This window comes from Candidatus Neptunochlamydia sp. REUL1 (genome assembly GCF_963457595.1).
Classification (GTDB): domain Bacteria; phylum Chlamydiota; class Chlamydiia; order Chlamydiales; family Simkaniaceae; genus Neptunichlamydia.
The window spans coordinates 1,441,292-1,454,134 of record NZ_OY735137.1 but is presented as its reverse complement, the minus strand read 5'-3'; the positions used below and the strand labels follow the sequence as shown (position 1 = coordinate 1,454,134).

Genomic DNA, 12,843 nt, shown 5'->3' with positions numbered 1-12,843 from the left:
AAACAAGCCATCAGTCTAACTTCCTATACATTTCTTTTCAACACCTAAATGCATCCACAGACACACCAAAATTTTATATTGATAAACCCTTGGAGATATCTAAAAACTATTGATCTATGGTAACTAAAAAATATGTATATTGTGCATTTAACGACAGAGCTGGCTCCTCTTGCCAAAGTGGGTGGACTGGGTGATGTAACAGCCGGCCTCTCTAAGGCTTTGACTGAAGAGGGTGAAAAGGTGGAGGTTATTCTCCCCTTTTATGATCATATCGATCGGAAATTACTTAAAAATCTCGAAGTGGATTTTGAAGACCTTCTATCCTATGAAGATCTTGAAGAAGTTAAAAACACCGTATGGTCAGCCGAATTTGATGGGATATCTCTTATTTTAATCGAGCCTCATAGCGAGGCAGGATATTTTGAACGCGGTGTGATCTATGGGGAAGAAGACGATCTTTTCCGCTTCACCTACTTCACAAAAACCGCCATGGAATACCTTCTTAAAAAGGGAAAACATCCTGATATCCTCAATATTCATGATTGGCTTACCTCTCTTGCTGCTCCTCTTTATCGCGAGATGTATCAATCCCTTGGGTTGAAGATTGGAGGAATCATGACAACCATCCACAACATGAAGTATCAGGGAACATGCGTTCCACAAAAAATCGAACGATTAGGTCTTAAAACAGACCACCTGATCACAAAAGACAAAATGCAAGATCATAAAAATCCGAAAAAACTCAACCTTTTGAAAGGAGCCCTTGTTTTTTCTGATAGTTTAACAACCGTTTCTCCTACCTATGCAGAAGAAATTCAAGGGAAAGAAGGGTTTGGCCTTGACCCTCTTCTTGTCGAAAACAAAGGGAAGCTTCGAGGCATCTTAAATGGCATTGACACACCCTATTGGAATCCCGAAACAGACCCCTTCCTAGAGCAAAATTATCAAACAGATGGTATAAACCTCGACGAGGTCATTAAAGCTAAAACAGAAAACAGAAAGTCTCTGCAACAGAAACTCCATATGGACTACGCTCCCGCTCCTCTATTCATCTCTGTAACCCGAATTGTTGAACAAAAAGGTCCCGAAATGCTTCGTTTTGGAATCGAATATGTCCTGAAAAAAGGAGGACAATTCATTCTCCTTGGATCAACGCCTGAGCCTACCCTCAAAGCAGAATTCTATGCCTTGGCTGAAGAATACCGCGACAATCCCCATGTCCATTTCCACTTTATCTTTGACGAACAACTCGCACACCTTACCTTTGCCTCTGCTGACTGCATCATCATTCCTTCTCTCTTTGAACCTTGCGGTCTCACACAAATGATCTCCCTGCGCTATGGAACAATCCCCATCGTTCATAAAGTAGGAGGACTCAACGATACTGTTTTTGATATAGATCACGATACAATCCCCCTTAACAGAAGAAATGGATACACCTTTGACTTCCCCTCCAAGAATAGTCTACGCTGGTCAATCGATCGCGCCTTCGAACATCATAGAAACGACTCAAAGAAGTGGAAACTGATGCTTAAAAACGGCTTTCAAAAGGACTGGAGCTGGAAAACCCCTGCATTAGAATACTTAGAAGCCTATCGATCTGTCTGATCGCTCTGCCAGGCTTGGCGAATGTAGCTTCGGTTAGCCCAAATATATTCTCCCCCAGCAAAAACAGTATAGACAGCTGCCGCTGAAATAATAATAAGGCTGATATTTTGCAGTTGAAGAAGAGAAAGGCTTCCCCACGCATAAGGGATCATAAGGATCAGAATTGCAAAGATCGAAGATGCTTGCAGAACAGCTTTGATTTTTCCACTAGTCCGTGCTGCAAGAGTTACACCTCGAAAAGCACAGACTGTTCTCAGGGTGCTGATCATTGCATCCCGATAAACAAAGGCAAAGACCAGAAGCAGCGGAAGTCGAATGAATCCTTGTGTGAAGGTAAGCAATATGGTGAGGCGAGTAATGCTATCAGCCATTGGATCCAAAATCTTACCGAGCTCAGTCACTAAATTAAAGCGTCTTGCAAGAAACCCATCGAAAAAATCAGACAGCTCTGAAAGCACAAGCAAAAAAATCAAGACAAACGGAAGTGCGTGGAGTGTAATCCCCAGCTGTTGATACTTCAGATAGAAAATCAAAAAGATCGGACTGATAAAGATCCTTCCAATCGTTAGAAATAATGGGAGCTTCAAAAGCATTTCTCCTCTAAAAATTGAAACTTTACTTGTAGCTCTCATGATACCATAGGTTGGTGCTTTTCTGCCCCCTTATACTGACTTTGCTTCAATTTCTAAAGGTTTTTTTTCGTTTTTCCTGTGGAGGGCTAGCTGACCACAAGCCGCGGCAATGTCCTTTCCCTTAGTGTATCGCCTAGTGGTGCGTACCCCTCTTTTCAATAAAATTGCATGGAATTTTTCAATTTTTTCTTTACTAGGCCTTTTGAGATTGAGTCCACTTACTGGATTGTAAGGAATTAAATTGACAGTGCATTGCTCATTTCTAAGAAGAGATGCAAGCTCTTCAGCATTTTCTTCCGTATCATTAATTCCGTCTAGGAGGACATATTCATAAGTTAAGTCTCTCTTAGTAAACCTTGCATACTCACGAGCACTTTTCAAAACTTCCTCAATTGAAAACTTGCGGGCATAGGGAACCACCTTCTTCCGAATATGTTGATTAGGAGCATGAAGAGAAAGGGCAAGGTTGACTTTGAACCCATCCTCCATCAGCCGTCTAATATTAGGAGCCACACCGACGGTAGAAACGGTAATTCTGCGGGAAGAAAATCCAAAAAGATCAGGATCCATCAAGATTTTGAGAGCACGAACCACCCCCACATAATTCTCCAAAGGCTCCCCCATCCCCATGAAAACCAGGTGGCTGACCCGTTCGTCAACTTGCATTAAATGGTGGTTAATAAGGACCACCTGCTCCACAATCTCTGCAGGAGTAAGGTTGCGGATGGCCCCTTCTTTCCCTGAGGCGCAAAAGGCGCATCGCGCCGGACAGCCTACCTGCGAGGATACACACACAGTACGCCGATCTCCACTCATAATGAGCACGGATTCAACAAAATGATTATCAGGAAGTTTCCACAGAAATTTTTTTGTTTCACCATCCTCTGAATCTTCTATTTTTTCAAGCTGCAATACACCAATAGCGACCTTCTCTTTTAAAAGAGATCTAAGCGGCTGAGGGAGGTTAAGCATCTGATCGTAGTCCACTTTGCCTTTTTGGTAGACCCAGTCAAAAAGCTGCGTTGCCCGGAATGCTTTTTCACCTTCCTCTTCAAAGAAATTTTCCACCTCTTGAGACAGAAGCCCACAAAATTCTCGCATTATAACTCCTAATTCATGCAACATTATCCCAACTTCGTGCATTTTTTGGCTGGATCTCCCCAGCGGTTCCGGTGGGCCAAAATGATTTTTAATTTTCAAAAATGGTGGTTTGACCATTCCATTCAAATTAAAAACATCCTGCTCCTTCGGAAGCACTAGAGATCTTCTAGAAAAAAATGCACGAAGCCGAGATTATTACATAATTCAAGGGTAATTGCAAAGATGACTTTTCAAGAAATTATCAGAAAGTTGACTGCCTTTTGGGCAAAGCAGGGATGCCTGATTCAGCAGGGACACGATGTAGAAGTGGGGGCTGGAACATTTAACCCTGCCACTTTCCTCCGCTCCCTCGGCCCTGAGCCTTACAATACTGTTTACGTAGAACCCTCTAGACGTCCTCAGGATGGCCGTTTTGGAGACAACCCCAACCGCACGCAACTGTTCCATCAACTTCAAGTCATCATGAAGCCTTCCCCGAAAGAAATCCAAAAACTCTACCTCAAGTCCCTTGAAACACTTGGATTCAACTTAAAGCAGCACGACATCCGTTTCGTCCATGATGACTGGGAATCTCCTACGCTAGGCGCATGGGGGCTCGGTTGGGAAGTCTGGATGGATGGAATGGAAGTGACCCAGTTTACCTATTTCCAGTCTGTTGCAGGTTACACTCTAAAACCGATTAGTGTAGAACTCACTTATGGTCTCGAGCGCCTCTCTATGATTGTGCAGAAGAAAGATAACTTCTTCGATATGCAATACAACGAGCAGGTTACCTATGGCGATATCTACCACAGAAACGAAGTTGAGTGGAGCCACTACAACTTCTACAAAGCTTCAACAGAGATGTGGCTACGCCACTTTGAAGATTTTGAAAGAGAAGCAAAAGCACTTGTTGAGGTAAATCTCCCCATTCCTGCCTACGACTTTGTAATGAAAGCTTCCCACGCATTCAATATGCTTGAGGCGCGCGGAGTCCTCTCTGTAACCGAGCGAACGGGGTATATTACTCGTGTTCGTGATCTCGCAAAAGCAGCGGCTACCGAATATCTCGTCTCTAGGGAAAAGCTAGGCTTTCCCCTCCTAAAACAACTGAAAAAAGAACCCCCTACCCACTCTATTCCTCCGCTCCCAGAAACTTTCAATCCAAAAGAAACAAGCGACTTCCTCTTTGAAATCGGTTCGGAAGAACTCCCTGCAACCTTCGTCCCTATTGGAAATAGAAACCTTAAAAGTGCCATCGAAAAGCTCTTAAAAGAACACAAACTTACCTACTCAGGCTTCCACATTTATGGAACACTTCGCCGCTTAAGCATCCTAGTCAATGATTTGATTCATGGGACAGAAGATAGCGCAGATACTAGGCGTGGCCCGCCAGTTTCAACTGCCTACGACGCTCAAGGACATGCAACAAAGCAAGGCATGGGCTTTTTCAAATCTCTTGGATTTGAAACTCCTCCAACACTTCAAGAGATTAAAAAACACAATACGCTTCACATCCAAGAGATCAAAGGGAGTGACTACCTTATGGCTACCCTAGAGAAAAAAGGCGTCTCTACTATTGAAATCCTAAGCCAAGCCCTGCCTAAAATCATTAGCGACCTCCCCTTCCCCAAAAAGATGCGCTGGAGCGGTCTTGACACCCTCTATGCACGCCCACTTCAGTGGGTCGTGGCACTACTCGGAAACACCGTCATTCCTTTTGAAATTGCCGGTATAGCTTCAGGAAACCTCTCTGCAGGACACGCCCAACTATGTGATGAAGCCTTTCCAATTGAATCTGCAAGTGATTATGTTGCCCGATTAGAAGAACACAAAGTAATGGTCGACATAGAAAAAAGAAAAAGTGTCATTTGTCAAGAACTTGAAGCCATCGAAAAGGAAACAAACACCCTTGCAGTTTTCAAAGAGAAGGTTCTCTCTCAAGTGCTTTACCTTACCGAATGGCCAGAGCTCACCTATGCCTCTTTTGATAAAGCGTTTTTAAAAGCGCCTCAGGAAGTTCTCACCTCAGAAATGGTGGAGCATCAAAAGTATTTCCCTCTTATGAGTCATAGCGGCCACCTTGCTCCTCTCTTCGTCATTACAGCGGATAACACCCCAAGCGAGGTGATAAAAGAAGGAAACCAAAATGTCCTTTCAGCACGCCTTTCTGACGGAGTCTTTCTCTATGAAGAAGATTTAAAAACTTCAATGGATGATTTTGCCAAAAAGCTTGAAAATATCATCTTCCAAAAAGAACTCGGAACGATGGCCGAGAAAGTGGATCGCCTCAAAAGGCTAGCCCTCATTCTTGCCCAAGCTTTGGAAGTGGGAAGTGAAAAAACTGTGCTTCGCGCCGCATCCCTTTGCAAAGCTGACATTGCATCAGAACTTGTACAAGAATTTCCAGACCTCCAAGGGACGATCGGAAAGCACTACGCCCTCCACCAAAAAGAAGAAGAGGAAGTCGCAATTGCTATTGAAGAGCACTGGCTTCCGAAATCAGAAGGAGGCGCCCTTCCTGAATCAAGAGCAGGGATTCTCCTAAGCCTTGCCGATAAACTCGACAATTTGATCAGCTATTTCAAAGTAGGATTAAAGCCTACCTCTTCTAGCGATCCCTATGCCCTCAGACGTCAAGCGATTGGGGTGATTAAAATTCTCATCGAAAACAACTTAAGCCTTGACCTACAAACCGTTATTAAAGATCAAGAGGTTCTCAACTTTCTAACCGCTCGTGCTAAAGGTGTCCTAGAGGACTATGACTTTCAAAAGGATGAAATAGAAGCTTCTCTCCAAGGGCTTTGCACGAATCCCTACGACCAGTTTTTAAAGACTCAAGCCCTCAACCTATTCCGCGCTAGTGACCATTTCAATGGACTTTTTGAGGTCTATAAGCGCGCTAAAGGGCAAATCGGCAAAGAAAAACTCCACACCATTAAACCCGATCTTTTTCTTGAATCCGCTGAAAAATCCCTCTACGAGTCCCTAGCTACTCTGAAAAAACCCTTTAAAGAAGCCCTCTCCTCTAAGAACTACCAGGGCGCTTTTGAGCATCTTAGCACACTCAGATCCCCCCTCGCGACTCTCTTTGAAGAAGTCAAAATCCTAGCTGACGAGCCAAAGATCAGGACCAACAGAATTGCTCTCCTCCAAGAGGTCTTCTCTTATTTCTCCCTACTACTCGACTTTGGAAGGATTCAAAACATTTAGAAAGAATGACTTGTATTTTAGTTTTTTAATTAAATTTTATGATATAATAGGCTTTGTTGCATAAATAGCTGCAGAAAATGTGATTCTTGCCTTAAGGTCAGTGAGTCTATAATTTTTTTTGTTTATGAAAACGAAAAACCATAGGCTCAAAATGACGAATAAGAAAGATTCAAACCCATCCAAAAAGAGAAATCTCTATCGAATCCGCAACTGGAAGCAGTATAACACATCATTGAAAAATAGGGGGAGCATCACTTTTTGGTTTAGTCCCGAAGTTATAGAGAAGTGGTATTCCAACGAAAATTTAGGTAGTCGAGGTCGGCCAAAATTCTATTCTGATGACGCCATCCTATGTGCCTTGATGATACGCGCAGTTTTTCATTGCAAGCTTCGTCAACTTCAGGGTTTTATCGAGTCACTTATTGCGATCTTAGGTCTCAACCTTAACTGCCCCCATTACTCAGTCTTCTCTCGGAGAGCCAGACATCTGAAAATCCCTTTAAAAAGGCCTCTTAAGTCAGGGGAAAGCTTGAATGTGATTTTCGATTCTACCGGATTGAAAGTTTTTGGTGAGGGTGAATGGAAAACCCGCAAGCATGGATACTCTAAAAGGAGAACATGGAGAAAACTTCATGTGGGCATGTGTGTTGATTCGAATGAGATTGTTATTGGAGCTCTGAGCTCAAATAATGTAACTGATGACGCAGCTATGGTTGAGATGATGGATTGCCTAGACGACTTCTCCTTGGGAGATGTTTACGGTGACGGGGCCTATGACACAATAGATTGTCGGATGGCCATAGATGATCGAGGGGGAAGGCCGGTCATTCCACCACCAAAAAATGCCCGCCTTCACAAGAAAGATCCCGCTCCATGCTTGGCTCAAAGAAATACAGCTATAGAGGAAATCAGGCGAGGTGGAGAAGATGGGAGAAAGCTTTGGAAGGAGAAGGTGGGATATCATAAAAGGTCTTTGGTCGAGACTTTCATGTTCCGATTCAAGACGATTGTGGGAGACAAACTTCGCTCAAGAACCTGGGGAAATCAATTTACCGAATCTATGATAAAGCTCCAAGCTCTGAACTGTATGACCGAACTGGGTATGCCAGATAGTTATAAAGTGATAAACTGACCCACAGAAGTGGGAGGGCCAAAAAGACTTTCAATGAATTATGCAACAAAGCCCTTGTAAACTGACTTCTTTGATCAGAGTTAACCATCTTTGGAAACTCTTTTTTTAACCCCTGATTCAATGCTTCTAAACATGAGCTAGCGTCCAAAAAAGGACTCAAGCTCCAACCCATAATCTGCCGGCTTACCCAGTCAATAAGCGCTGTTAAGTAAGCATATCCTCCACATATTCTTATGTATGTGATATCAACCGCCCAACAATCATTTGGCTTGAGGGGTGGCTTTTCCTTTAAGAGATAAGGATAAACTGGATCATCATCATTTCTATTTGACAGCTTTCTCTTGGGGTAAACAGCCATAAGCCCCATCTTTCTCATGAGCCTCAAGACTTTCTTTCTGTTGACCTTTGTCTCCATTCTCCTGTTTAAAATTTCAGTGATCCGTCGATACCCCAAAAAGCAATGCTTTTCATACAGATCGCGGATTTCATTCATCAGATCTACATCCTCTTTTTTACAAGACTGATAGTAAATCGTAGATCTATTGATCTTTAGTAGCTTAGCCTTTTTTGCTAGGCTTAAATTGCCTTTCAATTTTACAAGCGCCTGTCGCTCCTTTAGTGGGAGCTTCCAAGCGCTCTCTCTAAAAAATCGTTTTCAACCTTCAGCTTCCCTATGACTCCATGAAGTTTATCAACTTCTACCCGATGAGAGTGCTCTGGGCTCTTCGTTTCAAAAATTTCAAGCCCTCTTTCTTCAAGGTCCTTTTTCCAGGCATAAATCTGACTGGAAGCCACACCAAATTCTTGGCATAGCTCTGCTATCGTCTTGTTTCCCTTTAAAGCAGCCAAAGCGACTCTAAACTTAAGGGCGGGTGAATATTTACTGCTCATTTTTCTCCGTTTCATAAACTATCTCCTTTTAGTCTATCCGAGACAGCTTATTCTCCTAAACACACCTGTCTAAATTTTGGGGAGCATTATATCCGGATCAAAAAGACTTATTCCTTCACGAATGCCCAGAAAACAGCAGACAGCTATTGCTATTTACTCTCTAATCGTAATCTTTGAAAGCTGCTCTAGAGGATAGTTCTTTTGGAGGCTTGAAGCTCCTTGGCAAAATAGAATCTCTAGGGCTATTAAAGTTTCCAGTGTTCGCAACCTTAGCTTTGAGAATATTTCCCTCAAGCTCTGAGCCGCTAATTCTTCTCATAGCGAGTTTTGCTTCAGACTCTATCGGCATCTTAACGAACCCAAAGCCTCGAGATACTTGCGTTTCATGATCTACGATGATTCTAGATGATAACACCTTGCCGTACATGCTGAAGAGTTCTTTGAGCTGAGACGAAGTTACGCTTTCTGCTAGTCCTTTTACAAATATGTCCATATTTTGCCTCCAAGGGGTTTATTAGCAAATATCACGCTAAATATAAGCGCTTTATTTTTATATAGCCATAAGATCATACCAGGAAGCAGAAGATAGGCTCTTATAGCGCAAGTATGAGCGTTTTCTCTAGACGATTTCTGCATGGAAATGTTCATCCATAATACTTTTTAAGCTGTTCTTCCATCTTTCGTTCATTCTCTTAAGAAGCCTCTTGTCCACTCCAATTAATTTGAATGCAAGGTTCTACATATAATTCTAGCTTAAATAAATAATCAGCCTTTTTACACTCGGCTATCAAGCATTTTCTCTCCCCTTTATCAAGGAAATATATTCTTACCAAACCTTCAACAAAAACATTTTCTAAAACCTGATTTCCTTTAAATACAGTAGTACATACAGTTCTCGTTGCTTCATTAAAAGAAAACTCTAAACGATTGCAATTTTCATCTGTTATCCCATAAGAAAGTGTTAATTCATCATATTCATCACGGTTTGGATCACAAGAAAAGAAAGAAAAAAAGTCTATTTCATCTGGAAGTTTTATCAGCATAAAAATCACCCTCCTTTACACACTGTTGTAATAAATCTTCTCGACCCATCTGGCAATACTTCAAAAGTCGAGTCTAATCTTGCAAATTTTCCTGAAGGACCAGCTAGCAGAGATTGTCTTACTTCAAATGTACCATATTTATTTGTGATATTATCTACTATATTATGTGGGTTTCTTAATATTTTCTTAAAATGATCTTCAATTATTAGATAATGTGCTTTAGAGTCATTTAATCCCAAACGTGTCATTTGTTCAAGGTTATTTGAGGTTCTGGCTGCATTATGTGCAGAGGTTTTAGAGGCCCTTCCAAAAAGGTAATCGAATTTCTTAATATCGACAATGAGTTTGCTTTTTTCAGGATAAGAAGCTACTTTTCCAATAGTCTTATCACTTACAAAGCCACATCGCAGTATTCGATTTTCTAGTAACTGCATGCCTGCTTCATGCCTAGATATGGATAAGCTCAATGCTCTATCCTGCAGCGGACTAACAGTGCTTATAGATTTTAAAGCTCTAAATGCTTTCGGTATTGAACCTGCTGCACCACCAAAACCAAAACCAAAGGCCACCCCAGCTGCTTTATTGGTGTCATGAGCTTCTGCCATAACGAGGCCTACTACGCCGCCTTCACAAGCCATGCCCAGTACGCTAATGCCTTCTGCGACTCTTATGACCTTTCCAACACCTCCAAAAGAAATCATCTCACCAACGAACTCCCCAGCTCTTGCTCCGAAAGAATGAGGGTCCTTGATATGTACAAGCTTGTCATACTTCAATAGCGCGCTAGCCGAGAATCTTTTAAAGTGTTCTTTTGGACATTCAGCTCCGGACACGTCAGACATATCAGGAAGCATTAAGCTGCAGATGCCTCGGAGAATTTTAGCACCACCCTTTGGAATGCTTTTTGTGAAGTCGTTAACAGCAGCGCTTTTCACCGTCTTTAAAGCATCTATAGCAGACCTTGACTGGAGAGTTACATCCATTAATGCAAACTCCATAGATCCAGAAAAACCAGCCATTTGAAGTGGTCTATTATGCGCTGGTCTTATATCTACAGGATTACTCCTCCCAAGACTTCTAAGCTCCATTGGTGGCACTTGCACATTGTTTGCCAGACCTTGCCCCCAGTAAGCTTGATAATTCAAGGGGGCTTTAGGGCTATTATCTACAACAGGCGTTTGGTATTGCATGTTTTTGTTGAAGAGTTGGCCTTGTTGCATCGCCTGAACATTCTCCCACTGTCCTGCATTAGGCTCCCTTATCTGTGGTCTATTCGGAGATGGAGGGGCTTGAGACAATTCTCTTGGCACATATCTATCTGAAGAGGTAGATGGATTCGCGGTATACAGCGGCATCTTAGTTGCAGATATTTCACCGCTTACTGCAACGTTTTCTTTTATCCAATTCCATGCTTTCCCTACTACTGTTTTGGGTTTCTTGGGCTTTTCAGGTTTAGATTCTGGAACTGGAATTCTCTCTATCCCTTGTAGACTATCTAGTGTCTTTTGGGCGTCATCTCTTTCTTCTATCGCCTTTGATAGATTCTCGTTTCCCTTGATGACTTTGCTCAATTCCTTAGTTGCAGAGTTGAATGCACCACAGGCTTTTTGATACTTTGCAAATTTCTCATTGAGGTATTTATTTGCTTCTGCAACACCAGCTTCTTTTTGTATGAGCTCATTTTGTGCTGCTTGGATCTTTAGAGCATGTTGCTTGCTGTCTTCTTGCTGCTGTAAGTCTGCCAGAGTTGGTTCTTGCTTGGGGTATTTTTCTTGTTCTTCTGGAGTAAGTTCTCCGTCAACTTTTGGTTTAGGAGCTTCCTTGAACTTTTGGTCAACGTACTGCTTAATGTAGTGACTTTGAACATCTCCATTGGATATCAATGCTCTTGCGATGCGTATGTCAAGCGGCGTTGTCTCATCTGTCTCAGGAAGCTGATTAACAGCCTCAGCTACGCTAAAACCTAGTACTTGGCAGACTAGCTTTTTCTTATCTTGCGTTAATGCGCCTTTGAGTACAGATCCACCAAGGTTTCTTAAGGCAGACTCTCCTTTTCCTGTCTTTTCTGCTCGAGTTGCTAGGTCAAGAAGATCAACACCAAGAGCCGTTCCTAGATCCCAGGAATTTCTTCCCATTGCGCTACCAAGACCAAAGCCTCCAAATAGCTTTAAGACTTGCACTGCCTGATCTTTTCCTTCAGGGTCGATTGTATTGCCAAAAGAGTTCATTGCCGTTTTTGCTGCTTGTCCAATTACTAAGCTTGGATCTCCCGTTATAAAGGATAATCCTCCAGAGATCAAGGCACTACATAGATCATCTTTTAGCTCGTTTCTATGTTTATTTGAGAGCTGATGATCTCGTATCTTTTGCTGCTCAGCGTAGTGCTTTGCTGCTGTCCAGAGTGCTATCGCTCGAGTGAGATCTTCCTTTGTGAGTCTTGGTCTTTCGATGCTTTCTTTAGAGGGGTATTGCTTGAGATAGATCTTAACCTCTTCAATGTCTTTCTTGAGCCACTCTGATACCAATAGGCTGCTGAATATCTCCTTCAGTGCTTTCATGCATTTGGGAAATAATCTAGGAAATATGGAAAACTCTCGCAAACAGGTATCGTGAGTATCTAGTTGAAATACATCTCCAATCTTTTGGCCTGCTTTATTCAGAGATTTTATAAGCTGCCCCTTCAGGCCATACTCTTCTTCAAGGATCTTCTTGAGCTCAAGAATCACTTCTTCTGTTGGTTGATGATAAGTACAGTGGATATCTGAAAAGTCTCCAGCATCTATGGTGTATTCGACTTTTTCACTCACGTCTGCATAGCCTCGAAAATGATCAGCTAACAAAATAGATGCTTCTTTAGCTAAGTTGTTAACACCACGTATCTCACGGAAGAAATCAACAAAAACCTTTTGAAAGCGTTCATCTTCCTGCTGCTTTCCCAAAACAAAGAAATAACTTTCTTGAATCTTCCTATTGATTGTTGTCTGCAGGGTTTTCATGTGCTGTGTATTGGCAGATAGTCTTTGCTCGGGATTTGGGTGCCAGGGATCTATAGAGTCAAATAGCTCTTGATACTTTGCTTCTGGAAGTCTTAGTGGTAAATGTCTTGCCGGAGGAGAGTTTTCTGGAGAACTAGATGCAGAACTATAACCGCATGACTTGTCACTAGAGATGGAGCTTGCTGAGGAGCTGGAGGGAGGAGGGAGGTTCTGAGGGACTCTAAGATGTGTTAACTTCTGCATCGGCT

Annotated in this window: 10 protein-coding genes; 3 read left to right on the top strand and 7 right to left on the bottom strand. The window is 42.3% G+C overall.

Annotated elements, in window-relative coordinates; translation table 11 throughout:
- Positions 1 to 132: 132 nt before the first annotated feature.
- The gene (locus R2I63_RS07850) at positions 133 to 1,608 is read left to right on the top strand and encodes a glycogen synthase (RefSeq protein ID WP_316356477.1); all 1,476 of its coding nucleotides are present in this window, start codon (positions 133 to 135) and stop codon (positions 1,606 to 1,608) included.
- Here the strand turns inward: R2I63_RS07850 and pgsA are convergent.
- Both pgsA and rlmN read right to left on the bottom strand, forming a co-directional pair.
- The gene (gene pgsA, locus R2I63_RS07845) at positions 1,593 to 2,195 is read right to left on the bottom strand and encodes a CDP-diacylglycerol--glycerol-3-phosphate 3-phosphatidyltransferase (protein ID WP_316356476.1); all 603 of its coding nucleotides are present in this window, start codon (positions 2,193 to 2,195) and stop codon (positions 1,593 to 1,595) included. The two genes, R2I63_RS07850 and pgsA, sit on opposite strands and share 16 nt — an antisense overlap.
- A 75-nt stretch (positions 2,196 to 2,270) precedes the next feature.
- A complete protein-coding gene (rlmN, locus tag R2I63_RS07840) occupies positions 2,271 to 3,341 on the bottom strand; it encodes a 23S rRNA (adenine(2503)-C(2))-methyltransferase RlmN (protein WP_316356474.1) in 1,071 nt (356 codons plus the stop codon).
- Positions 3,342 to 3,563: 222 nt separating this feature from the next.
- Here rlmN and glyS point away from each other — a divergent pair, with 222 nt between their 5' ends.
- Complete coding sequence (glyS, locus tag R2I63_RS07830; protein WP_320415600.1) at positions 3,564 to 6,533, top strand: glycine--tRNA ligase subunit beta; 2,970 nt, start codon at positions 3,564 to 3,566, stop codon at positions 6,531 to 6,533.
- A 151-nt stretch (positions 6,534 to 6,684) separates the two neighbouring features.
- On the top strand, positions 6,685 to 7,665 hold the full coding sequence (locus R2I63_RS07825) for an IS5 family transposase (protein WP_316356471.1): 981 nt from the start codon (positions 6,685 to 6,687) through the stop codon (positions 7,663 to 7,665).
- On the opposite strand, the gene R2I63_RS07820 is transcribed toward R2I63_RS07825, so the two are convergent.
- From R2I63_RS07820 to R2I63_RS07800, 5 genes are all read right to left on the bottom strand, one after another.
- Positions 7,592 to 8,158, bottom strand: coding sequence for an IS3 family transposase (locus tag R2I63_RS07820; RefSeq protein WP_316356469.1), 567 nt, complete (start codon positions 8,156 to 8,158; stop codon positions 7,592 to 7,594). The two genes, R2I63_RS07825 and R2I63_RS07820, sit on opposite strands and share 74 nt — an antisense overlap.
- Before the next feature lie 122 nt (positions 8,159 to 8,280).
- Positions 8,281 to 8,571 (bottom strand): transposase, encoded by a 291-nt coding sequence (locus R2I63_RS07815; protein ID WP_316355860.1) that lies wholly within the window; start codon positions 8,569 to 8,571, stop codon positions 8,281 to 8,283.
- Between the two features lie 145 nt (positions 8,572 to 8,716).
- Positions 8,717 to 9,049: an RNA recognition motif domain-containing protein gene (locus tag R2I63_RS07810; protein ID WP_316356468.1), complete on the bottom strand. Its 333-nt coding sequence runs from the start codon at positions 9,047 to 9,049 to the stop codon at positions 8,717 to 8,719.
- 199 nt (positions 9,050 to 9,248) lie between these two features.
- Positions 9,249 to 9,599, bottom strand: a complete 351-nt coding sequence (locus R2I63_RS07805) for a hypothetical protein (protein WP_316356465.1) — start codon at positions 9,597 to 9,599, stop codon at positions 9,249 to 9,251.
- 5 nt (positions 9,600 to 9,604) lie between these two features.
- Positions 9,605 to 12,838: a hypothetical protein gene (locus tag R2I63_RS07800; protein ID WP_316356463.1), complete on the bottom strand. Its 3,234-nt coding sequence runs from the start codon at positions 12,836 to 12,838 to the stop codon at positions 9,605 to 9,607.
- Positions 12,839 to 12,843: the final 5 nt, after the last annotated feature.